The following is a 26,217-nucleotide window of genomic DNA, read 5'->3' as shown; positions in this document are numbered from 1 at the left end:
GTCTGATTCGCCTCACGATTTTCGGTAGCCTAATCTTACCCAGTTTTCGTCCCTGAGATTGACTTTATACCCTGATTTTCCTTCCTGGACCGGCAGTTTTCTGGTAAAGGCAATGGCACCGACTGGGCAGACTTCCACGCAGGCCTGTTTGCCATCTGGTCCGCCGCCTTTTTCATCCCAGTGATGGGGGGCATTGGCGCAAAGATCGCATTTTATGCTCTTTGATTCCCGGTTAAAGGTTTCATCTTCCATAACCAAAAGCCTTGTCGGGGTATAGGGACAGGCGTTAAAACAACTGCCGCAGCCCGTACATTTTTCTTTATCCACCATGCGAACATGCCCGAATTCAGCATTGGCCGTAAGGGCATTTTCAGGGCATGCCTCGACACAGGCAGGTGTTTCACATTGCCTGCACTGCTCAATGGTCAGATCATCCGGGAATTTTCCAAAAGAATCCTGCAAGATCTGAATCCTGGAAAAAGAAGGACTCAATACGCCTTCATGCACAAGGGAACAGGCCAACATGCAGCTGATACATCCCTGGCATTTTTCAATATCAACCACAAGGTATCCATCTGAGACCGCTATTTTGGAACCGTCTTCTTTTGCCCGGCATTCATCCAGCATATAGCCGCTGCTTCCCATGGCAAAAACAATGGTGCCGGTGTATTTCAAAAAAGTTCTCCGGGATAGCCCGTTTTTTTCTGGTACGTTGGGTTTCATATTTTTATCCATAAGCTTGGTGTCAGGCTTGCATTATTTCATGTCATAATCAAACTTGTCCATCAATTTTTTATCCCCTGCAATCGCCTTGGTCGTAATGGTGTAGAGGCCCTTTTTTTTCATATCAGCCGTAATGCCAAATCCATTGCTCATGAACATGCCCATTGCTTTTTGGGCGTTACCCTTGGCATCCTTGATCAGAAAGCCTACCTTTGCTTTTAAAACAGGCTGATGATGCTGATCCATTATATACACCATGAGATGATGGGGTTTATCCATTGCTTTGTTCGGCATGGAATGGGAGTTGTCCATGTCCGCCATATCATGCGTACCCCCCTTTTGATCTCTAAGATCCATGAAATAGTAGGACAGCATATATCCGTCCACTACAGATTCATGAATCAGGTCCCCTACCCTGTCTGATTTGGCCATGTCATGGCCTTTCATGTCATGGCCTGCCATGTCGTTGCCGGCATAAGCCATGGCCGTGATAGAAATTGAAATAAGCCATACGACCACCAGGTGTTTAACGTTTTTTTTCATGGGGTGTTCCTTTCTATCTTTATTATTTTGGGTTTATTTTCCACATTTTCCACAGGTTATAAAACACCGGTATAATGATAAGGGTCATGATGGTGGAGGAGACAAGTCCCCCCACCATGGGAGCAGCGATCCGTTTCATGATCTGGGAGCCTGCACCGGACCCGTACATCACCGGTAATAACCCGATTAAAGTTGTGGCAACGGTCATTATTTTAGGACGAACCCTGTCCACGGCACCTTCAATAATGGCATCGTGAAGATCGGTTAAAGCGTTCATCCGGTTTAATTTTTTTTTCCTGTTAAAGGCTTCATCCAGATAGACCAGCATGACAATCCCTGTTTCCGTTGCAAGTCCTGCCAGGGCAATAAATCCCACCCCCACGGCAACGGACAGATGATACCCCAGCAGGTAGATCAACCAGATCCCGCCCAGCAAAGCAAAGGGAAGACTGGCCATGACGATGATCACCTCCATCATATTGTTAAAATGAATATACAGAAGAATAAAAATCACCAGCAATGTCGCGGGAATGATAATATTCAAGGTTTTCCTGGCCTTTTCCATGTACTCATACTGTCCGGACCAGATCAGGGAATACCCTGGGGGCAGATCTATCTGTTCATCCACCAGTTTCTTGGCGGTTTTAACATATGACCCCAGGTCAACGTCTTTTATGTCAACATAAACCCAGGCTGTTCGTTTTGAATTTTCACTCTTAATGCCTGCGGGTCCTTTATGGATTGAAATATCCGCCAGATGGGTCAGGGGGACTTGTGCCCCGACGGGTGTGGGGACCATTACGCGTTTTATCATATCGATATTGTCCCGTAATTCCCTGTTATATCGCAGGTTAACCGGGTATCGTTCAAGACCTTCTATGGTATAGGTAACGTTCATTCCGCCAATGGCGGTTTTAATGATATCCTGTACATCCTGCACCACCAGGCCATACCGGGCAATATTTTCTCTGTGTATGTTAAAATCCAGATAATTCCCCCCTGTGACGCGCTCTGAAAAGGCAGACAGGGTTGCAGGATGGTTCCTTAACGTGGCTTCAATATTTTCACCTATCCGGGCCAGGATTTCAAGATCCGGTCCCATAATTTTTATCCCCACCGGGGTTTTAATCCCGGTGGAAAGCATATCAATCCGGGTTTTTATGGGCATGGTCCAGGCATTGGTCAGCCCGGGGAACTTAACCGCCTGTTCCAGATCATCGGTCAGTTCCTTGAGGGTAATGTATCGTTCTTCCGGCAGCACCCAGGACAACGGTGTTTTAAAAAAACCGGGCCAGTTTGAAAAAAACCATTTATTTTTTTTCTTTCTCCATTCATGGAGGATCTTACCCTCTATTTTTTCCGGCCAGATCCAGGTCAATGGTTTTTTTACCCATCCGGGCCAGTGTGAAAAGAACCGGTTTTTTTCAATGATGTCATATTCAACCTGGGGCCTGAGCACAATCACGGTCTCTATCATAGACAAGGGGGCGGGATCGGTTGAGGTTTCTGCCCGCCCGATTTTGCCTAAAGTGGTTTTCACTTCAGGAAATCTCTGGATGATTTTATCGGTCTGCTGCAACAGCTCTTTGGCCTTTGTAATGGAAATACCCGGCAGGGTTGTGGGCATGTACAAAAGATCCCCTTCGTTTAACGGCGGCATAAACTCACTGCCCACCCGGGTCATGGGGTACAGGGAAATCAAAACCGCAACCAGCGATATCAGGACGGTTGTTCGTTTCCATTTTAATGCCAGGCTGATGATGGGCAGATACAGTCGTATCAGAAACCGGCTGATGGGATTTTTCTCTTCTGAAATAATTTGCTGGGGATTCAGGCAGAAAAACAAAAAAAGGGAAAGCACCAGTGCTGCAACAAGACTTAAATCCGGCAGGTGTATTCCCGCCAAACCAGCACAAATAACGGCGAAAGGCGGTCCTGCAATGGCCAGCGTCCAGATTTGGATTTTTTTCTTTGACGGCAAGCCTGGATCAATGGGCGTTTCCCGTACAAAGAACGTCATCAGGACAGGAATGATGGTAATGGCAAGGAGGGCAGAAGCTGCCATGGCCGTTGTTTTGGTATAGGCCAGTGGCCGGAACAGCCTTCCGGACTGTTCCCCCAGGCTGAATACCGGCAAAAAAGAAATCGTAATGATCAACAGGCTGAAAAAAAGGGCTGGGCCTACTTCTTTTGATGCATCGATAATCATCTGGGTATGGCTTTTTTCCCCATTGTCCCGTTGAATGTGCTTGTGGGCATTTTCAACCAGCACGATGGATGCGTCCACCATCACCCCAATGGCAATGGCGATTCCCCCAAGGCTCATGATATTGGCATTAATTCCCAGGGGATACATGATGGCAAAGGACATTAAAATGCCCACCGGCAGGGTAAAAATGGCCACAAATGCAGACCGGAAATGCAAAAGAAAGAGGATACAGATCAGGGCCACAACGATCAATTCTTCGGTGAGTTTTGTTTTCAGGGTGTCAACCGCCCGTTCAATGAGATCTGACCGGTCATAACCGGTAACGATCTCCACACCATCCGGAAGACCTTTTTCAAGATCTTTTAACTTTTGTTTCACCTTTTTGATGACCGTAAGGGCATTTTCTCCATACCGCATGATCACAATACCGCCAACAGTTTCTCCTTCACCATTCCATTCAAGGATACCCCGGCGAAGTTCCGGACCAATGTGAACATTGGCGATATCCTTCAATAAAATAGGGGTTCCTTTTTTATCAAAGGAAACAACAATATTTTGGATGTCTTCAACCGATTTTATATATCCCAGGCCCCGCACCATGAATTCGGTCTCTCCCATTTCAATGAGTTTGCCCCCCACATCCGAATTGGACCGCTGGATCGCCGTCTTGATTTTCCGGAGGGAAATGTCATAGGAAACCAGCTTGTCGGGATCCACTTCCACCTGGTATTGTTTTACAAATCCCCCAATGCTGGCGACTTCCGAAACACCGGGAACAGCGGTCAGTTCATATCTTAGAAACCAGTCCTGGATGGAACGAAGGGTTTGAAGATCGTTTTTCCCGGTGGTGTCTTTCAAGACGTACTCGTAGACCCATCCAACCCCTGTGGCATCGGGCCCCAGGCTCGGGGTAACGCCCTGGGGCAATCGGCCGGAGACAAAATTAAGGTACTCCATCACCCTGGACCTTGCCCAGTAAATATCCGTACCATCTTCAAAAATGAGATATACAAAAGAAATTCCGAAAAACGAATATCCCCGGACAACTTTTGCAAAGGGCACACTGAGCATGGCCGTGGTTAACGGATACGTGATCTGGTCCTCCACCACCTGGGGGGCCTGGCCCGGATATTCGGTGTAAATGATCACCTGGACATCGGACAGGTCGGGAATGGCATCCAGCGGGGTTTTCAACAGGGCGATCATTCCGGCCGCAATGATAAACAGCGTTGCAAGGATAACCATGAACCGGTTATGGACAGACCATTCGATGATGTTATCGATCATGGGACATCCCCTTTTTAATCCATATCTTTGAAAAAATCATCCGTGGTCTCCATGTCCTTAAAAAAATCGTCGTCTGTCGCCTTGTCTTCAGCTTCAGGGGCGGGTTTGGCGTCAATCATTTTCTGGATCGCTTCTCTCAGCTTTGATTCTGAATCCAGGAGAAATTGTCCGGAAATGACCACGCGATCCGCCGGGGTAAGACCGCTTAAAATCTCCACCCTGCCCTGATCAAAATAAATGCCGGTCTGTATTTCCCGGGGAGTATATTTGCCCCCACCTTTGGCAACAAAAACGATTTTTCTCTCTCCGGAATAGATGACAGCTTCCGAAGGGATGGATAGTCCCGTTTTGTCGGCCCCGGTTTTTATTTTTATTCTCACAAACATATCGGGTTTGAGGTCAGCATTCTCATTTTCAAAATCGATTCGGACGATGACATCCCTTGTTTTTGGCTGGAGGTAGGGGAAAATAAACGCTATTTTTCCCGTATACATTTTTTCAGGATGATACGACAGGGTCATTTCAACCGCCTGGCCTTTGAAAACCAGGTTTTGCTCATATTCAAAAATGTGGGCCTCAACCCAGACATGGGATAGATCGGAAATCGTAAAAAGGCTCTCCCCAGGTTTGGCAAAGGCCCCTTCGATGATATTTTTATGGGTGACAACGCCTGTAAAGGGTGATCTGACAACCATGGCTTTGATCACCTCACCGGTTTTTTCAATGGCAGCGATTTCCGGGTCGGCAATATCAAAATACCCCAGCCTTTTTCGGGCTGAAAAAAGAATTTCCCTGTTCAGGCTGGTGTTATGGCGTTGATAGTTTTTAAAGGCTGACAAATACTCTTCCTGGGATGCCAGAAGCGAGGGAGAATAGATTGCATACAGGGGTTGGCCGGCTGTCACAAAAAAACCGGTGTAATCGGCATACAGCGTTTCTATCCATCCGCCGGTCTTCTGGCTGATGATACCGGTTCGGGTTTCATCAAGGGTAATATGACCATAGGTTTTAATGGTATGGTGGAGGGGACCTTTTTCTACTCGTTCAATTTTCAGCCCCATATTCTGAACCACAACCGGATCTATTCGTATGTCGACGCCTCCCACAAGCTCGTCTTCATAAACGGGCACCAGGTCCATGCCCATTTTGCTTTTGCCGGGTTGTTCATAAATTTCAGTCGGGTCCATGGGGGCTTTCCAATAAACAATTTTTCGGTCATGGCTTGTTGAATCCCCGGTAACATCATCCGCATACACCGGCACCAGGTCCATGCCCATTTTACTTTTGCCCGGATCGTCATAAATTTCCATGGGATCCATTGGGGCGCGCCAGTAAACAATCTTTTTTTCCTGGGATCCTGTGTTTTGTGGTTCAGTCCGCCCCCCCCCATGGGTGGGTTTGACTGAATCCGGGCTGAATCCCATAAATTTGAATACAGCAAAAAAAACGGATCCAGTGATCACAGCCGTCAATAACGCCGTTATAAAAATGAGTTTTCCATTGCTTTTTTCCATGGGTATATTTTCCTAATTTTTTATCAGAAGCGGATGCCAATGATTTGTTCAAGGGTTGCCGTTGAACTTCCCAGATCTGTTTGTCTTTTTGCAATGGCCAGTTTTATGGATAGCCAATCCGTATAGGAATCAATGGCCTGGGAAAAAGGAATTGAACCGGATTCATACTCCCGGGTGGACACATCCAATGCGGATTTGGACAACGACAAAATCCTGTCTTTATATAACAACAGTTCCCGCTTGTTCTTATCAACGGCAAACCAGGCGTCTCTTACCATTCTATCCGTGGCATTTTCCTGTTTCACAAGGGTTTGTTTTAAACTCAAAAGCGTTTGTCTGGTTTGGTTCAGCCATGGGTCATCAATACCGTACCAGGGGTTTAAAGGGGTGTTGTTTTCCATGGCGGCCATGGATTTTTCAGCAAAAGATGATTTTTGAGCACCAGACCCAACCGAATTTATGGCCGCATCTTCATAGGATGAAAAATTAAGGGTAAATGGCGCCTGTATCATGGATTCAGCCATTTCTATCAGGGTCTGAACCTTGTTGATTTGATGCCGAATTATTTTGAGCCCCTGGCTGTTCTGCCGGGCCCTGGAAAAAAGAGTGTCAGGGCCTGGAATATTTTTGTCAGGGCCACTTAAAACAACGTCACCCATTCTGGTGTTTGCTGGAAGATTTAACAGTTCATTCAGCCTTGCTTCAATATTTCTTTTTTTAGATGAAAGGGTCAAAAGATCTTCTTTCAGGATTTCAATCTTGATGTTGATTTTAATAACATCCTGGAAACTGGTCTTACCGCTTTTATACAATGTGGTTGCCACATCTTTCAGCCGGATCAACGCATCAATGGTTTCAGCGGTCACATCCATTGATTGCTCGGTAAACACCATTTCCCAGTATGCCTTACGCGTCTCAGTGATAATATTTTTTTGGATTATTCTCATTTTTTCCACCAGGATTGCCACCTGCTGGTGAATAATTCTGCCTTTAAGGGCGGTCAAACCCGGAAACGGAAACATTTGTTTTATGGACGTCTTCATTTTAAGGGGCCCGACCTTATTGTTCAGACCTTCGGTAAACGCAGAATATTGCTTAAGATTTTCATCAAGATCCATTACCTGGTCAAACGATTCCAGTTCAGCGATTACTTTTTTTTGTGCCCCGATAACCGCCGGGTTTCTCACGCCTGCAACAATTTCTATTTCATCTAATCTTAAATGATGACGGACCATCTGCCTGACCGCTTCCATATCCATCGACAGAACAGCCAGCCGGTTAAACATTTCTGTATCCATGGGGCACAGGAAAAATGGCCCATGACCCGTGCTTATTTTTTTTTCATACCCCTGTTTTAACGTTTTAATCCGGGATAAAACAGCGTCTGTACCGGGGTCCGGTTCAATAGGCGATTCAAGGCGTTCAGTCTTAAATCCCAGTGAATCGGTAAAATATTCAGGAGGGGTATACTGTTGCAATGCATCCTTTAATCTGTCGTAATCAGCCCATAAAGGAGATATACAAAATAAGCAAAGGATCAGTATAATGGCTGTTTTTATTTTCATGGGGTATTTCCCCCTTTTTTTTCTTTAATCTTTTTATCCAGGATAACGCCGGCCAGCTGTTCAAGCTGGACAAGGGTTTTACCGTAATCTGCCATTGACCGGGCAAGGGACAATTGAAAATTATAGGCGGTTGCCTGGATTTCAAGGAAATCGGAAAAACTGCCTTTTCCTTGCCTGTACCATGTTTCAGCAGTTTGAACAGATCGTATGGACTGGGGAATCAGTTGTTTTTCGTACAGGGTAATTAATCGTTTTGAATTTTGGAGTTTGAACCAGAGCCTGCTGATTTTCTCTTTTGTCTGATTTGCAATGGACACTTTATCTGCTTTGGCCTTTCGCTGAAAAGCCAGGGCTTTGGATACGTCGCTTTTATTTTTCCCCAACCATAACGGGATATTCAAACCCAATTGAACGCCAATGGCATCATCCCCGGCATTCCCTGGCGGCACTGACACATCAGGATCACCAATGGCGGCATAGAAAAGGCCCAGCTTGAAGCTGGGAAGGGATTCATACCGGGACAGCTTGACGGCTTCCTCAGATTTAATGACCGCTTCATCGGCAATTAAAATATCTTCCTGAAGGGTCATGGAAAGATCATAAATTTCATCAAGGCGATACACGACATCCCTGAAAAGAAGATCTGATGCCCTGCCCAAAAACGCATCCGGAACCCGGTTCAATATGGTATTTATCCTTGCTTTTTCAGCCTGTTCCAATTCTTCCAAAAGAAAAATATCATACTGGATCTGGGCCGTCTGTGCCTGGGCTTTGGCAATGTCATAAAACAATGCCCTATCCTGGGCAAAGGCGGTCTCACCGATGGTGATCAATTTCTGATTTAAATCAAAATTTGCTTGGGCAATATCCATCGCCTTTTGAATATAGATCAATTCATAAAATGAACTGGAAATGGAAGTCACAATATACTTGATGGTTTTATCCAGTTTGAGTTTGGAAATTTTTGTGTCTGCCTCAAGGACTTTACCCATCTGAGTCAGTTTTCCTGGAAATGGAATCGCTTGGGACAGGGTCAGGTTCCAATCCTGGGGACCCAGGCGTGTTTCTATGGGCGAAGGAAACCAGGTAACCATCAACTGTGGGTCGGGATAGCTTTTGCCGATACGATAGTTTTCAATAAACATTCTCCATGATTCTTTCGAGGCTTTGATGGAGGGGTTGGATTCATACGCATATTTCAACAGGTCTGATAAAAAAAGGGTTTGAACAAACCTTTTTTCGATGTTTGTCACGGTCGCTTTGTTCATTGCATAAGAAAATGACGGAACAGCCAACAACATACTGATACCCAATAATATTCTCAACGACCTTGTTTTTCTCATTATGCCTCCTTTTCTATCTTTCCACATTTTGGCGTTCATTTTCATGGATAGCTATAGCATTTTCTGTGCCCAGGGGTATAGCGGATCATAACCAACTGATTTTAATCGTTTAAAAATAAAACCGCGATTCCACCTGAATGAAGGTTGTCGGATATTCTACAGGCGTATTCGACTATTCTACACGTCAGACCCAGTTGTTTTTATCCTGAAAGGCCTGAAAATAGAGTTAATCCCCTTGCGAATGTCAATCTTCAACCGCTTGCTTGTTCTCCCTGGGATTCCAATCCGATATTTTGTTCATGCCATTTATAGGCTTGGAAGGGTCATCAATGGGTATTTTAACCTTAAAGATCGTTCCTTTACCAAAATTGGATGAGACAGCCATATCACCACCACAACTTTGAATAAATTTATAATCTGAGGCCAGGGAAAGTCCGTGCCCGTATTCTTTTGTTGTAAAAAAAGGGTGAAAAATTTTTTTCAGGTGTTCAGGTTTAATCCCCTCGCCCTCATCTTCAACTTCTACTATATTATACGTGGACATGTGGCGGGTGCGGATCAAAATTTTTCTTCCCCGGGAAGACGCTTCAATGGCATTCACGATTAAATCTTTTATTAATTTAACAATGGATTCTTCCGACACCTTGGACAGACACTCTTTTTTGTCTAAAATCGTCTCAATTTTAATGCCTGCTAAATGGGCTTTTTCCTTTAAGGCAGAAATTTGTTCGGCAATGACTTGATTGATATTGAAGTTCAACCCATGCCTGTCCGTGGGTGTATCAAAAGAGGTAAGGACCTTTACAAGCTTGTCCAACCGGTTAAATCCTTTTTCAATTTCGTCTTTTTCCGGGGAATCCACTTTTGATTGACACCCTGATTTTTTCAAGGCGACCAATACATCCTGGATTTCTATACCAATGTTTAATGCCGCGTTTCCCAGGGCAGCCAACTCTTTCTTCCTGATATTTTCTTCATGAATTTTTTCATTCTGGTTCACCAAAACACCAAGAATGATGGCTACCAGCAGAAACGTGATCAGGTGAAAAAGCGTTGGAACAAGCAGCAATTGTGTTTCCGTTCCGAAAAAAGCCTGGGAAACATAGAGTAAGCTTACAATTCCCACAGTAATCAGCCCGGGTTTTAACCCAAACCAGAAACACGAGAGAATAATGGGGAAAAAAAACAATTCCCGGTGAATCATATGAGTCCCCATATGGGTTTCAGACCCTGTGAGATGGAATAGAGCAATGCCAATCGTTAGAATGACGATAATGAAAGTTTTTGATTCCTTTGCTAATTTCATACTGATATCCCTCCTATCTAAAGGGGTTTGACTTATCATCTCAACTTTCGGTCATAAGTTCTAATGGACGGGGTCAGGCTTTTTTATGGTGCTTTTATCTTTGTTTCATGACCAGACAGGTAAGAAGTGCCATAAAAAAAAGCCTGACCCAATGTAATGCGTTGCTTGAGGCATTCTTTTGTGAAATCATCTATAGGAATTTCAGAACTAAAAGCGTAATATCATCATTCTGTTGAATGTCACCGCGAAATTTTTGAGTTTCCGATATAATCGAGTGTACAATTTCTTCAGAGGAAAGTAAAATTGATTTTTGAAGCACCTTTTCCACGCTTTTTTTACCCAGTCGTTCTCCTGATTTGTTTTCAACTTCCCAGGTGCCGTCTGTGCCGATTAAAACAACGGTGCCTTTGGGAATATGATACTGAAAATTTTTTGTATACGTCCAGTCTTTATCCACTCCCAGAACGATTCCCTCACCTTTGAGTTCGGTAATATTCTCTTGTTCCGGACTGTAAAACATGGCTGGCTCATGACCGGCACGAACCCATTGAAGCTCATCTTTGTTTACATCAACCATTAATAAAAACAAGGTAACAAAACTGCCCGTATCACGGGTATCCAAACAGAGCAGCCGATTGACATCGTTCATGACGCGGGACAAAGACCCTTTTTGTGTCACCCGGCTTCGTAATAGTGCGCGAGTCGTTGCCATCAGAAGCGCTGCCCCTATTCCATGACCCACCACATCACCAACTGCCACACAAATTTTCCCGGGTTCATCGGGAAATTCGATGATATCAAAATAGTCCCCGCCTGTTTGATCACAATAGACAGAACGACCGCTGATCTCAATATTTTTATATGAAAAATTGGTGGGTGGAAGCAGGCCTTGCTGCACTTTCATGGCCAAATTCATTGCCTCTTTCAGCTCTAATCGTTCTTTTAACTGCTGGGTCATCTTATTAAAATTATAGGTCAGCTCCCCCACCTCATCTTTTGACAGGACGGGGAGTTGTTGGCTAAACGTTCCATTGGCAAGATGTTTAGCAGCCTCGGACACCCGTTTAATCGAGTTGGCCGTCCCTGTAATCGAGATGCGGATAAAAAGGAGAACACATATAATAGATAAAAAACCCACAATAAAATAATACCGCCTGAAATTTATTATAGGTTTCAATACCTGATTGCCGGGTGAAATAAGAACAAGGCTCCAAGGCGCTTCAATCAAATGATAATATCCGCTTATTTCATCGGGTGGATGACCGGGGCCAAAGATGGTACCATATGGATTCTGTTTTAATGCCTCTAAGGTCTTTTTTTCCAATGGATCCGTGTCTGCGAACACGTCTGATTTTGGAATTTCTTTATTCTGTTGCGTGCTGATGAGGATATTGCCCCCATGATCGATTAAAAATGCTTTATTATTTTTCCACCAGTTTGCCTTGCTGATTTGATCGATCAAATCCTGAAAAGAGATGACCACTTCAATCCGGCCGATTTTTTTACCGATTTTATCTTTAACATCTGTTGACAGGGATACTGTTTCGCTGTTGAGCTTAGCATTATACTGGGGAAACGATAATTGAAATTTTTCCATTCGACCGAAAGGCATGGGATTCGGGTTAACCATGTACCGTCTTGAAGCATATGCAGGGATGCGAGTATCGTTTAAAAAATCAGAATTTACTTCAACAACCCCTTCCATTTCCTGCAATTGTTCAACAATGAAGCGGTGAACAATATGGCCCTGATCCTGGCTGTAATTATTTTTTAACATGGACAATAAATATTTTGTCCGGCTGAGGCGCATATCAATCATATGGGAGGATTTTTGAAGTTTTGCAATAGCGGTTTCGCCCCATTGTTTGAGCATTGCATTGCGGGTATACAAGAAACTGATCCACCCCATTCCGGTCAGAATAAAAAATACAGGGATCAGGATAAAAATCATAATGCGGTGTTGGAGGGTTTTGGGTTGCATGCAATTTTATCCTCATTTTATCAGATGGTATAAAAAAAATTCAATACATGTTTTTGCACAATATGTACCAGAAGGCTTATTGACGATAACCCATTAATTTTATATCAAATTTCTATACAATCAATTCAAGAATATTTTTATAATAGAGAATATTCTACACCCATTATAGATAGTTGTATAGCCATATCCTGTTTCTGCAGAAATTATCTCATGATAAAATGCAATGGTCCTCGGACAAACGATATCGGCATTCAAAGCCAGGGCATAAACAGTTGAGGTCCATTGAAGACCGAAAGTTGTAACAAATATTTTGGCTGGCGTTCCGAATTTTTTAAAAATTAAGTAAAAATATTTACCATGAATGACTAAGCCGAATATTTACCGAAAAAGTAAACTTTTTTCTATCATTCAAGCGGCTTCGGGAATACGTGCTGAATCATTACGCTTCTTATGGGTAGCGTTTATGATTATGACGGCCGTATAGTTTTGTTGACAAAAAGCAAGTTCCTATCCTATAGGTATCGCTTCACAGTATGAGAAAGAGTATAAACACGACAAAGGAGCAGGTATGAAGAAACTATTAATTGTATTAGCGGCAACAGCTTTGCTGAGTTCGGTATGTTTTGCAAAGGATTTAAAAATTGGTATCGCGTCCGGGGCCTTGGCAATGGACCCATATTACCAGAATGAGACGACGACAAATTCAATTCTTTCGAATATTTTCGATTCTTTGATTTCTTTTGATAAAGATATTAAAACCAAGCCAAGCCTTGCGGTTTCCTGGGCAAATCCGGAACCCACCGTATGGATTTTAAAGTTAAGAAAAGGCGTAAAATTTCATAACGGAAATAACTTTAATGCCGATGATGTCATCTTTTCTTTTGACAGAGTTAAAAATTGGGATAAATCCGGATTTAAAAGCACGGTGGCCATGATTGAGTCCTTTTCTAAAATTGATGACTTTACCGTTAAATTTGTAACAAAAAAACCATTTCCAATTCTATTACGAAAACTGACCTATGTCGGTATACTGGATAAAGAAACAGTAGAGGGTAAATCAAATGAATGGATAACACTAAATCCAGTGGGGACAGGACCCTACAAACTGGTTACATGGCGCAAAGGGGATCTGATAAAATTAACGGCATATAATGATCACTGGCGGGGAAAACCCGAAATTGAAAATGTTGTCTTCAGACCCCTAACAAACAATGCAACACGAGTTGCAGCAATACTCAGCGGGGAAGTCGATATCATTAACAGGGTTCCTGTTGTTGATGTGGCCCGGGTCAGAAGAAATGATAAATTGAATTTTTTTGTAAAACCCGGATTGAGACTCATTTTTTTGCAGATGGATCAATTTCGTGAGGATTCTCCCCACATAAAAAGCCCAACCGGGAAAAACCCGTTTTTGGATGTTCGAGTTAGAAAAGCGTTGTTTTATGGCATAAATGAAGATGCTATCGTTAAGTATGTGATGAAAGATTTTGCAATACCAGCCGCCCAATTCAGCCCGAGTGTTGTTTTTGGGTATGACCCCAGCATTGAAAGAGAAAAATACGATCCGAAAAAAGCAAAAGAATTACTTGCTGAAGCAGGATATCCAAATGGGTTTGAAGTACAGCTTGACAGCCCGAACAATCGATATATAAATGATTCTCAAATCGCACAGGCAGTGGCTGCAAGCCTCTCAAAAATAGGGATAAAGGTCACGGTCAATGCAACGCCAAAATCTACTTTCTGGGCTGAAAACAGGAAGCTGAACACCAGTTTCTTCCTGATGGGATGGGCAAGTGCGGATGGTGATGCAAGTTCAATTTTAGATGCTATTGTACATTCATATGATACCGTTAAGGGGTTTGGGAACAGGGGAAGATTTTCAAATGCTGAAGTTGATGCGTTAATTGATCAATCATCGGCTATTATGAATCCTGATGAGCGGCTGAAATATCTGCAGAAGGCTCAAAAAATAGCTTTGACAGACCTTCAATGCTTTATTCCCCTGCACTACCAGGTTGATTTGTATGCATTCGGTAAAACCATTAATTTTGAACCAAGAACCGATAGCCGTATCTGGGTATTTGATATCAGTACCCAGTAACAGTATGGCGTTTGATGAATAAATACCAACAATAAGGATGGTTTTGTACCTGAAGGATGGATTTTATGGTATAAAATCATCCTTATCATTTAAGGAATAAAATGGCTAAATATATCTTTAATAGATTGTTTCATTCCGTTTTAGTCATGTTTACGATTAGTTTTATTGTGTTCTTTATCATGTTCAAAGCCGGTGATCCTGTTGAACTCATGCTTCCCATTGATGCGACTCAACAGGAGGTTATTGAAATGAAGCATGCACTGGGGTTGGACCAATCGTTTATTATTCAATATGGAAAGTTTCTGGAAAATGTTGCGCAAGGGAATCTGGGCAACTCCTTCAGATATGGACAACCGGCTTTGGACATCGTGATAGAACGATTTCCCGCTACGCTTGAACTTTCTGTGCTGGCAATGATTTTCTCAATCATTCTTGGTATTCCCCTTGGAATAATATCGTCTTTAAAGCCCAATTCAATACTGAGCAGGGTCATCATGTTTTTTTCCCTGATAGGAATTTCCGTGCCTGTTTTCTGGACCGGCATGATACTGGTACTGATATTTTCAGTGGTATTTGGTGTGTTACCCTCATCCGGGCGGGGGGAAGTTTTTCTTTTTACAAGCGCACTCACCTGGGACGGCATAAAACATTTGATTATGCCTGTTATCACGCTTTCAGCTTTTCAGCTGGCGCTTATTTTAAGATTAACACGAACAGGTATGATGGAGGTTTTGCTCCAGGATTATATTAAACTGGCTACCGCAAAAGGGGTTCCACGAAGAATAATTGTTTATTATCATGCCCTTAAAAACACATTGATTCCCTTGATTACGGTTATCGGTATTCAGTTTGGGCAACTTGTAGCGTTTACAATAATAACTGAGACCATATTTGCCTGGCCGGGTACTGGAAAACTTATCATTGATTCCATACAAAATCTTGATCGGCCCATCGTTGTTGCATACCTGCTGTGCATATCTGTTATTTTCGTTGCAATTAATTTTATAGTCGATGTCCTTTATACATTTATTGATCCAAGAGTGCGGGTGTAATGAAACTATTTACAAACGAAGCGGTAATAGAGTTTATGGAAGATAAGATGGCTGTTTCGGGCCTTGCAGTATTTATACTGTTTATTGCATTGGCCCTTGCACCATCATTGTTCACGTATCAGAACCCCTATGATTTAACACAATTATTTCTAGAAAACAGTTTCCAGGCACCCAACACTAATTTTGTTTTAGGGACAGATGAGCAGGGCAGAGATATTTATTCAGCCATTATTTACGGACTCAGGATTTCTTTGTATGTGGGGCTTGTTAGTACGTTTATCTCCGTTATCATTGGTTTTTCAGCCGGTTTGATTTCCGGTTACTATGGTGGATGGGTTGACACGCTTATCATGAGAGTGGCCGATATTCAACTCTCATTCCCTTCAATTTTAATTGCTTTGATTATCATGGCACTCTGGGGCGCCGGCATCGGTAAAATCATTATTGCCATAACCCTTGTAAACTGGGTTTATTATGCAAGGACGGCCAGGGGTGTGGTCCTTTTGGAGAAAGAAAAAGATTATACCCAGTCGGCCCAGGCATTGGGTATGCGCAATTTAAAAATTATTTTTGGCGAAATAATGCCAAACACTACAGCGCCCATAATTGTTATTGCAACCGTAAGGATAGCAAATGCCATCATATTGGAAGCAACGTTGAGTTTCCTGGGATTAGGTGTTCCTATTACTGAGCCCTCCCTGGGTTCGCTCATATCAAACGGGTATCAGGTTTTATTCAGCGGCTACTGGTGGACTTCCGTTTTCCCGGGTATTGTTTTGATGGTGCTGGTTGTTTCCATAAACCTGGTGGGTGACCGGATGAGAGATATAATGAATCCAAGGCTGAAACGATAATGGCACTTCTGGAAATAAATAATCTGAAAACATATTTCTTTACAAGAAACGGGGTTGTAAAGTCAGTAGACGGAATTGATTTCTCAATTGAGAAAGGCGAGATTTTAGGGATTGTCGGAGAGTCTGGGGCTGGTAAATCCATCACTGGATTTTCCATTTTAAACTTAATTGATGACCCGGGAAAGATTGTAGCGGGTGAAATTATTTTTAATGGAATAAACCTGCTTACATTGAGCGAAGAAAAGCTTGAAAAGATCAGGGGAAATGAAATTTCCATGGTTTTCCAAGACCCCCAGACGTCATTAAATCCGGTGATAAGTATTGGTGATCAATTAATTGAGACCATATTATATCATAATAAAAAGGTGGCAAAAAAAGATGCCCGAAAAACATGTCTGGACATCCTGAAATTGGTTGGAATGCCTGCTGCTGAAAAAAGAATGGGGAGCTATCCCCATCAACTCTCAGGTGGAATGAAGCAACGGGTTGTTATTGCAATGGCACTTTTAAATAATCCCAAACTTTTAATTGCTGATGAACCCACAACGGCTTTGGATGTGACCATCCAGGCACAAATTCTGTACCTGATGAAAAAACTCAGCAAAGATATGAACTCTTCATTGATTTTAATAACCCATGATATCGCCGTTGTGTCTCAACTTTGTGATAAAATTGCTGTGATGTATGCTGGAAGAATTGTGGAATATGGGCGTAAGAAAGATATCATATTTAATCCCATGCACCCATATACAAAAGGGTTGGTTGCATGCCTGCCGAAATTAAATGATGAGAATGACAGGCTGTATCAGATACCGGGAATCATGCCCTCGCTCCTGAATCTCCCGGAAGGCTGCTACTTTAAAAACCGATGCGACTATGCTGATGAAGAATGTAACACGTACCCTGAAAAAAAACAGATCGATAAAAGGATACTATTTTGTCACAAAGTCAAAGAAAATTAGTAGAAGTAAAAAATGTCGTAAAAACTTTCAGCGTTAAAACGGGTACGTTTAAAAAAAGAGATTTATATGCTCTGAATAGAGTAAGTTTTGACATCTTTAAGGGAAAGACGTTGTCACTGGTTGGAGAGAGTGGTTGCGGCAAGACAACAATCGGGAAAGTCATATTAGGACTCCACCAGGCCACAAATGGATTGGTAAATTTTCGCGGAAAGGATATCTCAAAATTATCCCCCCATAAAAGAGGCGCCATCCAAAAAGATATCCAAATGATTTTTCAGGATCCATACTCTTCTTTGAATCCAAGAAAAAAAATTAAAACAATTCTTGAGCAACCGTTAAAAATCCATACTGACTATAAAAAAAAAGAGAGATTAAATACCATTTTATCGTTATGCGATAATGTGGGGATTGACCATAGTTATCTCAACAGATACCCTCACCAGTTTTCCGGCGGTCAACGGCAACGCATTGCCATTGCACGGGCCATGATATTAAAACCGGAACTGGTTCTGGCTGATGAGCCGATTTCAGCATTAGACGTATCCATTCAAGCACAAATAATTAATTTAATGATGGATTTGAAAGAAAAGTATCGCTTGACCACTCTTTTTATTACCCATGATATTAGCGTTGTTAAGTATCTAAGTGACCATGTGGCAGTTATGTATCTTGGTGAAATCGTGGAATATGCTTCAAAAAAACAATTGTTTAACTCACCCAAACATCCCTATACCCAAATGCTTTTTTCCACTGTGCCGGATATTAATACACCGCTGGAAACAGACAGCGTATTGAAGGCGGGTGAAATTCAAAGCCCTATTGATTTGCCGCAGGGGTGTTTTTTTGCCAATCGGTGTCCATACAAAGTACCCTCCTGCAGTGCTGCACACCCGGAAATACTGGATGTGGGGGATAACCATTTGGTGAGATGCCCCAACTGTTAATTGGGATCTCAACTATAGGAGCTGCTGTTATGACGGATATCAAGGCAATGATTGAAAATGAAATGGAAAAAATTTCTTCCATTCGCCGTGCCCTTCATCAAATTCCTGAAAAGGGGTTTGCAGAAAAAAAAACAGCCCGGTTCATTGCTGAGCATTTGAAGACAATACCGGAACTGGAAGTGTTTACCGGTATTGCAGGAACCGGCGTTCTGGGGCTTTTAAAAACCGGAAGGCCCGGTAAAACGCTGGTTATCAGGGCGGATATGGATGCGTTGCCCATTTCGGAAGAAACCGGGCTTGAGTTCGCATCCACCCATGAAAATATGATGCATGCGTGCGGCCATGATGCTCACATGACCATGACCCTTGTGGCCGCCGGTATTCTGGCCAGGCTCAGGGAACATTTTTCAGGCAATATTAAATTCATGTTCCAGCCGGCCGAAGAGGGCCCTGGCGGAGCAAAACCAATGATTGACAGCTTAGTTCTTGAAAATCCCCATGTGGATTATTCAGTAGCGTGTCATGTATGGCCAGGCCTTCCTGCCGGCACTCTGGGCCTGAAATCCGGTGTCCTTATGGCGGCGGCCAGTTCCTTTAAGATCAACATTAAGGGAAAGGGGGGGCACGGTGCCATGCCCCATCTGTGTGTGGACGCGATTGATACGGCAATTCAAGTGGCCAATGCGCTCCAGCGAGTGGTGACCAGGAAGCTTAATCCATTGATCCCATCGGTTGTCACCATCGGCTCCTTTCATGCCGGATCAGCGCCGAATATAATATCGGAAAACGCTGAGTTACGCGGCACAATACGGACCTTTGACAAACAAACCTGGAAAGAATATCCTGAGATATTTAAGCAGATTATAGACGGTGTGTGTGCCGCCACGGGCGCTGCCTATGAATTCTCATCCTCCATTGGGGTCCCCCCCCTTGAAAGTGATCCTGGTATCGTTAATATAATGAAAAAAAGTATGCTCGAAGTGGTTCCCGGTGACCGTATTAAGGAACCGGAATCAACCATGGGTGCAGAAGACATGGCCCTGGTTTTAGAAAAAACAAAGGGATGCTATTTTTTCCTTGGAACCGGATTTATGGGTTGTCCCCCCCTGCATAATGCACAATTTGATTATGACGAGTCTTTGCTATTACTTGGAGTGGAAACATTTGTCAGGTTTGCCCTGAATCTGCTTACGACAGTAACGGTAACCTGAAGGTTAAACGTAATCCCCCCCTCCCGGTTCCTACATTGTTAACAATAATTATGTTTCACAACCAACGTCTATTTTTTTTAAATTGTTCCTTTTCCTTTATCCCGGGAAAATCTGTTACCAGCAGCGCCAGCCGCTGAAGATTATCTGCGACCTGGTCAATGTTGACGGGTTCCTGGCCGCGAGCCCCCTTCAGAATGGGGAAATTTTTTATCTGCTGCACCATTTCCAGGCTTTCAGCTAAGGTCACAGCGGGGCCACCAGTGCAAACCCAACATCTTTTAACACCCCGGTATAAATCCCCCCAAGTCCGAACATGATTCCATGAGGCCCCCTAAAATATATAACCCGCCTGGGTGCGCATTCAGGGTCGAGCCTCCAAGAGTCTAGCTGGTTTTATTCAAATTAATTCAATAAAAATAACGTAAGTTCAAACTGATTTCAGAAAAAGACAGACAGCAATGAATTTCTATGGTATCCCAAAATGTAAGATTGTTCCAATAAGGATGCCGCATGATAACAAAAGACACAATCAAAACTTTCTTCAAATGGACCAAGATTGCTCTTATCGGATCACTTGAGCAGCTTCGAAAGAAATATCAGGAATTAGAGGAACAAAACAAAAAACAGCGGGAAGAAATAATCCGTCTCAAATCGGAACTGGAAAAAATCAAAATCAAGTCAATAAATTTGGAAGTGAATAAACCATCATCCAAAATGTCACCGCCGGTGTGCACGGCCACCACCTTCGCCGGATAAGGAAGGATCCCATTTTGTAAGTTTTCGATTTCTCGATGTATTTCAGGCGATAGTTAAAACATCGTCTGTCCCATCAATTTTATTGATAGAGATCCTGTCAATTCCAGCTTGAATGTTTCTGAATAAATAGCAGGACGTCCAGAACGCGAAGCATCAGTCAAATCCCCAATAATGTTCATGCGCTTGATGCTTCGAGCTACTGTGGACACACTACACCCCACAAGCCTGGCAGCTGCATTGAAAGCATATCCTTTATTTATAAGGGTAACAGCAATCTGTCGACGAGCTATTTTTGAAATTGGCTGTATATCTGGATAAACTGACCTCCCCTGATCCAAGCACAACATGTCTTGGATCAGGGGAGCAATAATATTTTTAACTTTAGGGATTTTCGATACTTTCTTTATCAAAAAGCAAGTTCCTATCCTAATCCTACGCAAACTGATTTATCCGATAAATATTACCCTTCAGTTCATACATTTTATCGATTTATTGCCAGCCTGAGAATCAATTGGAACTTGGTTATATGAAGGCAACAATCGATAAAACGCTCTTCTATTAGGGCTCAGTTTATCTTATGTGGTGTTGGACGAAGCCGCTGTGCGGCGGAAAAACAAAAATAGTGTATACTCCTTCCCGGGTCCAATTTGGGTACCATTATTTTAAAAAGAGTATACCATGAAAAAGTCAGAATTAAACCGATTCAACAGACTCTATAAACATCACCTGAGATCACTTAAACTTCAAAGGAAAGCCCAAAAAACTATTGAAGCCTATTCCAGGGCTATTCGTCGGGTCCGTGATTACTTTGATTGCTGCCCCGACAAATTGAAGCCGGAACAATTGGAAGAATACTTTACTGATCTTGTATACAGGCCTTGCTTGATCATGCAAGCCCTGAAACAACGGCACGCTATGCGCATATAACTGACTTCACAGAACAAAGCAGCCTGCTCACAATTAATAAACTCATGAATACACTTCAATTAGATTTAAGAAAGGTGTAATCATGAAAATTTCTTCAATTATTAATCAATATAAAGATTTATTTGCAGACAAATATGGTGATGTTGCATTGCCGAGTCATTTAAAAGCAATGGATGCTATTTGCAATTGTCGTACTCCCGCCGCCGGTGAACTTTATGTGGGTTGTCCCGACTGCAATCATGCTGAATGGAAACCTCTATCCTGTGGACATCGGAGTTGCCCACAATGTCAGAACCATGAAGCCAATCAGTGGATTGATCGACAACAAGGCAAATTATTACCGGTTCCATATTTTTTGATTACTTTTACATTACCGAACGAACTAAGATCATTGGCCTTTCACAATCAGAGATTAGTGTTTTCTTTTTTGTTTCTTTGTGTTTCCAGTACACTTAAGGATTTTGGTTTAAATCCAAAGAATTTGGGGGCCGAAATCGGAATGACCATGGTACTGCATACTCATAGCAGGAGACTTGATTTTCATCCCCATATTCATGTTGTCGTTCCAGGCGGCGGTGTTGACAAACGCAGACGTCATCGGTATATTTAATGACCTTTTTTAGGGTTTGATACCTGTTTAGCCAGACCGGTGCAATCTGTGCGATACCGACTTTTATATTGTTTCCTAACAATTCCCTATTTGATCCTCCCCGATATTTTGAATACTACGAGCCGTTAAGCAACTTTTTTATATCATATGGAAGTATTTTTTGAGGTCAAGGATTATTATCCGATTCTTTACCTTCACCGAGCTTTAAAGTATCAAAGATATCAATTGTAACTTTGAGCATTCTGAGAAAAAATATTTTTGTTTTCGACTGGAAAATTTCTTTAGTAAGGGAGAGCATTAAGTTTATAAACCCTTTCCAGCACTAGCCAAAAGGAATGCTAATATTAAACCTGATCCACAATATAGAGAGTGGCAAAGGCCAAAAGTGTGGCGCTAAAGCTACCGTTCTACCAGAAAGGGATGTTGCCCATCATGCAGGGAAACATGATGGGCAACACCATGAGGTCCATCAGGGCCAATTTAATGAAAGAGAAGGCTTTGAACTCCTTGCTTGAGAAGGATCTTCAGGAATTCGGATTGGGTATAAAAAAAGAAATGGTAGATAAAAGTTTTAATTGACAAGGGGCGGCAATTGTCAATATTGTACTAATCGTTCAGTTTAATTTGTTTTCCATGCAAAGCCCAGAAGGTTGAAAAAAACCTTGCCGGTATTGATATACATCTGATGGCAGCCTTGAACGTAAGAAAATCTGGCTAAAATTGTAGGGGCTGCCATCATCAGCGTATTTACAAACCGAAAGTTGACTAACCATGAACAAAAACCGATTATTCGAATATCTCAAATATAAAGACAACTCAATACTATTGGAGCTTTTGAATTTAGCCTATGATGTCATCGATACAAATCAACGGCATGATGTGTTTGGAAAAATAATTATGGAAATGCCACCCTCCCCTGTTAACGGTAAAAAATTGTGGACGACCATTGAGACGTTTCATGAAAACTCGATGTCCGGGTATTATTACGCGCCATTTGGGTACTGATGGATTCATAAACTTTAAATCAGTTGGTGATATGAACAGTAACGGGAAAATCTGGAGAGACAGCAACGGTGTCTGCCATATTGAAGCAGAAAATAAATCAGATGCGTATCGATTGATGGGAGTTGCCCACGGCAGGGACCGGGGGATGCAGATGATGATGATGAGAATCCTGGGCCAGGGTCGGCCATCTGAAATATTGGATTCCAGCGATGAGCTGCTGGCCGTTGGTAGGCGCGAACATGCCCGGCATCCCCGCTCTGCTGGTGGGACGGAACAAGAACGTTTCCTGGGGAGTGACCTATACATTCATGGACGGGACCGATTCCTGGATAGAAAAATGCAGCAACGGAAAATACCTGCGCGGGACCGACCAGTGGGTCCCCTTTAGTGAACGGATAGAAATATGGTAAGGTGGATCCGATCAATGTGGGGATGGGATCCTACCGGTCAGATCGGATCGGCAAACAACTTGCGGAAAACAACCAGTTGACGGTGAAAGACATGGCCGTTATACACTATGATTTTTATTCAAATCAGGCAGCGCTCTTTATGGAGATTCTTGCCCCGCTGCTCCCGGAAGGAGGCAAAGCAGATATTCTCCGACATTGGAATTTTGAATACACGGCCGAGTCAGAAGGGGCATACCTGTTTGACCAATTTTATAAAACCCTTTACCGAATCGTTTTTGGTCAAAATGGGCTTGGCGTTGATGCGGTTGATTATCTTGACCAAAAACCGGTATATTTAATGATTTTTATATCAATTTTGATCGGATCCTGCTGGCGGAACACTCGGTTTGGTTTGGCGGTCACTCCCGGGAAGCACTTTTTCAACAGGCGGTTGAAACGGCTTTGGCATCCTCTGTTAAACAATGGGGCGATACCCGGAAAGTAACCATGAAAAATATTGTATTTAACGGGAAACTCCCCCGATTCTTAGGGGTTGACCGCGGGCCGATTACCATCAACGGCAGTTTGGCAACCCCCCATCAGGGGCAGATTTTTGAAAGCGGCGGACGGCAGACCACCTTTTCGCCTTCCTTCAGAATGATTGTTGATATGGCTACCGAGGAAATTCACACCAATATGGCCGGAGGGCCGTCGGATCGAAGATTTTCAAAATGGTATTGTTCAGACTTGAAAAATTGGGAAACCGGCATATATAAAAAGGTGTCCGTGGAGGGAAACCAGGAAAAACTCCCTTTTAAATAAACGGCCTTTTCTTACCAAATCGAGGCGGGTTTAAAATTTTGGCTGATCAATCACCTGGAAGAGTTTCATCAGGACAAAGGAGATGATATCATCCGCCTTAATGAACTGGTGTTTCAATTGCCGGTATTTTTCGAGGGGGTTCCAACCGATCCATTTGTCCCTCGGTTTCAGCGCTTTGGCTACGTTTGAAAGGTCAAAACCAGAATAAGATTATTCACTTTTCGATAGGAACGGTTACATATACAAGGCCTTTAAAAATTCTGCCTGAAATTTCTCACTGACGGTGAGTTCCAGGTACTCGACCCGCTCGCCGATGCCAGCAGCTTCCGCCCGGCGTGTGGTAGACAAAAGGGCCTGCTTTGCACCAATACCGGCGGCATTACCCACCTGACGAAACCGATCTATGGGAATATCGGGAAACATACCAATGCCAACGGCAGCTTCTACGCTGATGTAAGAACCAAAAGCACCGGCAATAATAAATTCATCAACATCCGCTGCCGTGACACCTGCCGCATCCAGCAACAGTTCAATGCCCGCCCGCATGGCGCCTTTGGCCAGCTGAATTTCATTGATATCACTGCGGCTTAGGACAATATCATGACCGTTTCCGGATATGGCAGCAGCTGCCAGAAGCGCTTCGGGCAATTTTTTACCCTCGCGGATCAAGGGATGCTTGACATCCAGGGCACCCTTGTCGTTCATTGCCCCGCAAAGCTTGAGCTGGGCAATGGCATCCAGGATACCCGAGCCGCAGACCCCTACAGGCGCCGTATGGCCAATGGTTTGAAAGGCCAACTTGTTGTCGACAATCTGGACCCGTTCGATGGCACCGTCCGCGGCCCGCATGCCATGATGGATATGGGCCCCTTCAAAAGCCGGTCCTGAAGCGGTTGAGCAGGCAATCATGCGGCCATGGGATACAAGGGTTATTTCCGTATTCGTGCCGATATCCAGGCTGATCACCACCCCTTTTTTCTTGTGGGTATCTGTAGCAAGAAGCATGGAAAGATGATCGGCCCCGACAAAGCCGGCGATATTGGCCAGCAGATGGACAGTGGCACCCGGTGAAAAAGCCAGGTCAATTTCATCCGCCTTTACATCCAGCGGTGATGATACCGCCGCCACATACGGTGAAAGGCCCAACTGTTTGACCGGCAGGCCCAGCAGCAGGTGATGCATGGCGGTATTACCCACCATGACCGATTCCACAATCTGGGTCGGCACATAAACCGATGTGTCGGTGTCACCGTCTGCCCCGGCTGCGGCGCAGAGATCAATGGCCAGTTTATTCAACGCATCGATGATGGCCTTTTGCAGAATGCCCGATCCATTCTCATGCATCAAAGAATAGGTGATCCGGGCCATCACGTCTTCACCGTAGACAATTTGGGGATTCATGATGCCTTTTATGGCAAGGGTTTCGCCGCTGGCCATATCCACCAGATACCCGGCCACCTTGGTGGTGCCGATGTCCACGGCCATCCCCAGCAAAAGGGTTCCCGGCGCACTGACACTGACCAGTTCGTCACCGCGCAGTCCCACCCGGATTTTCCATTTGTTTGCCCGCAACAGGCCTGGAATTTGTTTAAGAATATTCATTCTATCGCAGCGCAGGGTAGTCCAGCCGCTTGTCAAAACAGCCGCACGGAGTCTCTCAAAATCCGCCTGCGGGTCTGTGGCATCGGCTTTGGTCAAGGTCAAATCCAGGACTTTGATGGGCGATTCAAATTCAAAACTGATTTCTTCTCCTTCCACCTGGGTGCGCTGGGTTGCCGTCATGGACTCGGAAGGGACATCCACCCGGATGGGGCCATAAATTTCAGTCTGACAAGCCAGCCGTATGCCCGAAGCGATGTCATCGGAATCAAGAACTTCAATTTCGGTCTCGTTTGGTTTGCTCACATGCTCTTGGTCATCCAGACGAACGCGACAGGCGCCGCAGGATCCCACACCACCACAAATAGCCGAAATACCGACACCTGCCTCCTGGGCCGCTTCTAAAATCGTTGTGCCTGAATCAATTTCCACATGTTTGCCGATGGGTTGAAAATCTACTTCAATGTTCATTTTTTATAATCCCTTAAAATTTTTTAAGTTTAAAAATACTGTT

24 protein-coding genes and 1 pseudogene are annotated in these 26,217 nt (G+C 43.6%); 14 read left to right on the top strand and 11 right to left on the bottom strand.

Annotation, left to right across the window (positions count from 1 at the left end):
• Positions 1-12: 12 nt before the first annotated feature.
• From Q1Q15_RS08165 to Q1Q15_RS08130, 8 genes are all read right to left on the bottom strand, one after another.
• Positions 13-723 carry a 4Fe-4S dicluster domain-containing protein gene (locus Q1Q15_RS08165; RefSeq protein WP_300458355.1) on the bottom strand — a complete coding sequence of 237 codons (711 nt, stop codon included), beginning with the start codon at positions 721-723 and terminating at the stop codon, positions 13-15.
• A 33-nt stretch (positions 724-756) separates the two neighbouring features.
• Positions 757-1,266, bottom strand: a complete 510-nt coding sequence (locus Q1Q15_RS08160) for a hypothetical protein (protein WP_300458353.1) — start codon at positions 1,264-1,266, stop codon at positions 757-759.
• Between the two features lie 22 nt (positions 1,267-1,288).
• Positions 1,289-4,762 (bottom strand): efflux RND transporter permease subunit, encoded by a 3,474-nt coding sequence (locus tag Q1Q15_RS08155; protein WP_300458350.1) that lies wholly within the window; start codon positions 4,760-4,762, stop codon positions 1,289-1,291.
• 14 nt (positions 4,763-4,776) lie between these two features.
• Complete coding sequence (locus tag Q1Q15_RS08150; RefSeq protein WP_300458347.1) at positions 4,777-6,276, bottom strand: efflux RND transporter periplasmic adaptor subunit; 1,500 nt, start codon at positions 6,274-6,276, stop codon at positions 4,777-4,779.
• 23 nt (positions 6,277-6,299) lie between these two features.
• The gene (locus Q1Q15_RS08145; protein WP_300458345.1) at positions 6,300-7,841 is read right to left on the bottom strand and encodes a TolC family protein; all 1,542 of its coding nucleotides are present in this window, start codon (positions 7,839-7,841) and stop codon (positions 6,300-6,302) included.
• Complete coding sequence (locus Q1Q15_RS08140) at positions 7,838-9,184, bottom strand: TolC family protein (RefSeq protein WP_300458342.1); 1,347 nt, start codon at positions 9,182-9,184, stop codon at positions 7,838-7,840. Before Q1Q15_RS08140 ends, Q1Q15_RS08145 begins: the two co-directional genes overlap by 4 nt.
• A 244-nt stretch (positions 9,185-9,428) precedes the next feature.
• Positions 9,429-10,490, bottom strand: coding sequence for an ATP-binding protein (locus Q1Q15_RS08135; RefSeq protein WP_300458339.1), 1,062 nt, complete (start codon positions 10,488-10,490; stop codon positions 9,429-9,431).
• A gap of 190 nt (positions 10,491-10,680) precedes the next feature.
• On the bottom strand, positions 10,681-12,471 hold the full coding sequence (locus Q1Q15_RS08130) for a SpoIIE family protein phosphatase (RefSeq protein ID WP_300458336.1): 1,791 nt from the start codon (positions 12,469-12,471) through the stop codon (positions 10,681-10,683).
• Positions 12,472-13,039: 568 nt separating this feature from the next.
• Between Q1Q15_RS08130 and Q1Q15_RS08125 the strand changes: the two genes are divergently transcribed.
• From Q1Q15_RS08125 to Q1Q15_RS08100, 6 genes are all read left to right on the top strand, one after another.
• Entirely contained in the window at positions 13,040-14,572 is a 1,533-nt protein-coding gene (locus Q1Q15_RS08125; protein WP_300458334.1) for an ABC transporter substrate-binding protein, read from the top strand.
• A gap of 101 nt (positions 14,573-14,673) precedes the next feature.
• The gene (locus Q1Q15_RS08120; RefSeq protein ID WP_300458332.1) at positions 14,674-15,624 is read left to right on the top strand and encodes an ABC transporter permease; all 951 of its coding nucleotides are present in this window, start codon (positions 14,674-14,676) and stop codon (positions 15,622-15,624) included.
• Entirely contained in the window at positions 15,624-16,478 is an 855-nt protein-coding gene (locus Q1Q15_RS08115) for an ABC transporter permease (RefSeq protein WP_300458329.1), read from the top strand. The genes Q1Q15_RS08120 and Q1Q15_RS08115 overlap by 1 nt, the downstream gene beginning before the upstream one ends.
• Positions 16,478-17,440 carry an ABC transporter ATP-binding protein gene (locus Q1Q15_RS08110; protein WP_300458327.1) on the top strand — a complete coding sequence of 321 codons (963 nt, stop codon included), beginning with the start codon at positions 16,478-16,480 and terminating at the stop codon, positions 17,438-17,440. The genes Q1Q15_RS08115 and Q1Q15_RS08110 overlap by 1 nt, the downstream gene beginning before the upstream one ends.
• Positions 17,416-18,384 carry an oligopeptide/dipeptide ABC transporter ATP-binding protein gene (locus tag Q1Q15_RS08105; protein ID WP_300458324.1) on the top strand — a complete coding sequence of 323 codons (969 nt, stop codon included), beginning with the start codon at positions 17,416-17,418 and terminating at the stop codon, positions 18,382-18,384. The genes Q1Q15_RS08110 and Q1Q15_RS08105 overlap by 25 nt, the downstream gene beginning before the upstream one ends.
• 29 nt (positions 18,385-18,413) lie before the next feature.
• Entirely contained in the window at positions 18,414-19,595 is a 1,182-nt protein-coding gene (locus Q1Q15_RS08100) for a M20 family metallopeptidase (RefSeq protein ID WP_300458322.1), read from the top strand.
• Between the two features lie 55 nt (positions 19,596-19,650).
• Here the strand turns inward: Q1Q15_RS08100 and Q1Q15_RS08095 are convergent, their stop codons facing one another.
• Positions 19,651-19,842 carry an acetate--CoA ligase family protein gene (locus Q1Q15_RS08095; RefSeq protein WP_300458319.1) on the bottom strand — a complete coding sequence of 64 codons (192 nt, stop codon included), beginning with the start codon at positions 19,840-19,842 and terminating at the stop codon, positions 19,651-19,653.
• A 263-nt stretch (positions 19,843-20,105) separates the two neighbouring features.
• On the opposite strand from Q1Q15_RS08095, the gene Q1Q15_RS08090 reads away from it, so the two are divergent.
• Positions 20,106-20,351 (top strand): hypothetical protein, encoded by a 246-nt coding sequence (locus Q1Q15_RS08090; RefSeq protein ID WP_300458317.1) that lies wholly within the window; start codon positions 20,106-20,108, stop codon positions 20,349-20,351.
• Positions 20,352-20,404: 53 nt separating this feature from the next.
• Here the strand turns inward: Q1Q15_RS08090 and Q1Q15_RS08085 are convergent, their stop codons facing one another.
• Positions 20,405-20,761: a helix-turn-helix domain-containing protein gene (locus Q1Q15_RS08085; protein WP_300458315.1), complete on the bottom strand. Its 357-nt coding sequence runs from the start codon at positions 20,759-20,761 to the stop codon at positions 20,405-20,407.
• A 268-nt stretch (positions 20,762-21,029) separates the two neighbouring features.
• Between Q1Q15_RS08085 and Q1Q15_RS08080 the strand changes: the two genes are divergently transcribed.
• From Q1Q15_RS08080 to Q1Q15_RS08055, 7 genes and pseudogenes are all read left to right on the top strand, one after another.
• On the top strand, positions 21,030-21,278 hold the full coding sequence (locus tag Q1Q15_RS08080) for a phage integrase N-terminal SAM-like domain-containing protein (RefSeq protein ID WP_300458312.1): 249 nt from the start codon (positions 21,030-21,032) through the stop codon (positions 21,276-21,278).
• Positions 21,279-21,360: 82 nt separating this feature from the next.
• The gene (locus Q1Q15_RS08075; RefSeq protein WP_300458311.1) at positions 21,361-21,888 is read left to right on the top strand and encodes a transposase zinc-binding domain-containing protein; all 528 of its coding nucleotides are present in this window, start codon (positions 21,361-21,363) and stop codon (positions 21,886-21,888) included.
• Between the two features lie 369 nt (positions 21,889-22,257).
• Positions 22,258-22,467 carry a hypothetical protein gene (locus Q1Q15_RS08070; RefSeq protein WP_300458309.1) on the top strand — a complete coding sequence of 70 codons (210 nt, stop codon included), beginning with the start codon at positions 22,258-22,260 and terminating at the stop codon, positions 22,465-22,467.
• Positions 22,468-22,846: 379 nt separating this feature from the next.
• Positions 22,847-23,086, top strand: a pseudogene (locus Q1Q15_RS25480) (penicillin acylase family protein); the annotation flags it as partial.
• Between the two features lie 16 nt (positions 23,087-23,102).
• Positions 23,103-23,303, top strand: coding sequence for a penicillin acylase family protein (locus Q1Q15_RS25475; protein ID WP_363320901.1), 201 nt, complete (start codon positions 23,103-23,105; stop codon positions 23,301-23,303).
• Position 23,304: 1 nt separating this feature from the next.
• The gene (locus Q1Q15_RS08060) at positions 23,305-23,787 is read left to right on the top strand and encodes a penicillin acylase family protein (protein WP_300458304.1); all 483 of its coding nucleotides are present in this window, start codon (positions 23,305-23,307) and stop codon (positions 23,785-23,787) included.
• Positions 23,670-24,104 (top strand): penicillin acylase family protein, encoded by a 435-nt coding sequence (locus Q1Q15_RS08055; protein WP_363320905.1) that lies wholly within the window; start codon positions 23,670-23,672, stop codon positions 24,102-24,104. The genes Q1Q15_RS08060 and Q1Q15_RS08055 overlap by 118 nt, the downstream gene beginning before the upstream one ends.
• 234 nt (positions 24,105-24,338) lie before the next feature.
• On the opposite strand, the gene Q1Q15_RS08050 is transcribed toward Q1Q15_RS08055, so the two are convergent.
• Positions 24,339-26,174 (bottom strand): ASKHA domain-containing protein, encoded by a 1,836-nt coding sequence (locus Q1Q15_RS08050; RefSeq protein ID WP_300458301.1) that lies wholly within the window; start codon positions 26,172-26,174, stop codon positions 24,339-24,341.
• Positions 26,175-26,217 lie beyond the last annotated feature (43 nt).

It is taken from the genome of Desulfobacula sp. (assembly GCF_030145145.1).
In the GTDB taxonomy this organism is placed as follows: domain Bacteria; phylum Desulfobacterota; class Desulfobacteria; order Desulfobacterales; family Desulfobacteraceae; genus Desulfobacula.
This window is presented reverse-complemented; position numbering and strand designations above follow the sequence as displayed.

Excerpts from the sequence above, each read along its gene's own strand:
- Q1Q15_RS08135 (WP_300458339.1), bottom strand. The coding sequence starts at position 10,490 with ATGAAATTAGCAAAGGAATCAAAAACTTTCATTATCGTCATTCTAACG.
- Q1Q15_RS08160 (WP_300458353.1), bottom strand. The coding sequence starts at position 1,266 with ATGAAAAAAAACGTTAAACACCTGGTGGTCGTATGGCTTATTTCAATT.
- Q1Q15_RS08145 (WP_300458345.1), bottom strand. The coding sequence starts at position 7,841 with ATGAAAATAAAAACAGCCATTATACTGATCCTTTGCTTATTTTGTATA.
- Q1Q15_RS08115 (WP_300458329.1), top strand. The coding sequence starts at position 15,624 with ATGAAACTATTTACAAACGAAGCGGTAATAGAGTTTATGGAAGATAAG.
- Q1Q15_RS08125 (WP_300458334.1), top strand. The coding sequence starts at position 13,040 with ATGAAGAAACTATTAATTGTATTAGCGGCAACAGCTTTGCTGAGTTCG.
- Q1Q15_RS08110 (WP_300458327.1), top strand. The coding sequence starts at position 16,478 with ATGGCACTTCTGGAAATAAATAATCTGAAAACATATTTCTTTACAAGA.
- Q1Q15_RS08150 (WP_300458347.1), bottom strand. The coding sequence starts at position 6,276 with ATGGAAAAAAGCAATGGAAAACTCATTTTTATAACGGCGTTATTGACG.
- Q1Q15_RS08080 (WP_300458312.1), top strand. The coding sequence starts at position 21,030 with ATGAAAAAGTCAGAATTAAACCGATTCAACAGACTCTATAAACATCAC.
- Q1Q15_RS08100 (WP_300458322.1), top strand. The coding sequence starts at position 18,414 with ATGACGGATATCAAGGCAATGATTGAAAATGAAATGGAAAAAATTTCT.
- Q1Q15_RS25475 (WP_363320901.1), top strand. The coding sequence starts at position 23,103 with ATGAGCTGCTGGCCGTTGGTAGGCGCGAACATGCCCGGCATCCCCGCT.
- Q1Q15_RS08050 (WP_300458301.1), bottom strand. The coding sequence starts at position 26,174 with ATGAACATTGAAGTAGATTTTCAACCCATCGGCAAACATGTGGAAATT.
- Q1Q15_RS08140 (WP_300458342.1), bottom strand. The coding sequence starts at position 9,184 with ATGAGAAAAACAAGGTCGTTGAGAATATTATTGGGTATCAGTATGTTG.
- Q1Q15_RS08155 (WP_300458350.1), bottom strand. The coding sequence starts at position 4,762 with ATGATCGATAACATCATCGAATGGTCTGTCCATAACCGGTTCATGGTT.
- Q1Q15_RS08090 (WP_300458317.1), top strand. The coding sequence starts at position 20,106 with ATGATAACAAAAGACACAATCAAAACTTTCTTCAAATGGACCAAGATT.
- Q1Q15_RS08075 (WP_300458311.1), top strand. The coding sequence starts at position 21,361 with ATGAAAATTTCTTCAATTATTAATCAATATAAAGATTTATTTGCAGAC.
- Q1Q15_RS08130 (WP_300458336.1), bottom strand. The coding sequence starts at position 12,471 with ATGCAACCCAAAACCCTCCAACACCGCATTATGATTTTTATCCTGATC.
- Q1Q15_RS08165 (WP_300458355.1), bottom strand. The coding sequence starts at position 723 with ATGAAACCCAACGTACCAGAAAAAAACGGGCTATCCCGGAGAACTTTT.
- Q1Q15_RS08120 (WP_300458332.1), top strand. The coding sequence starts at position 14,674 with ATGGCTAAATATATCTTTAATAGATTGTTTCATTCCGTTTTAGTCATG.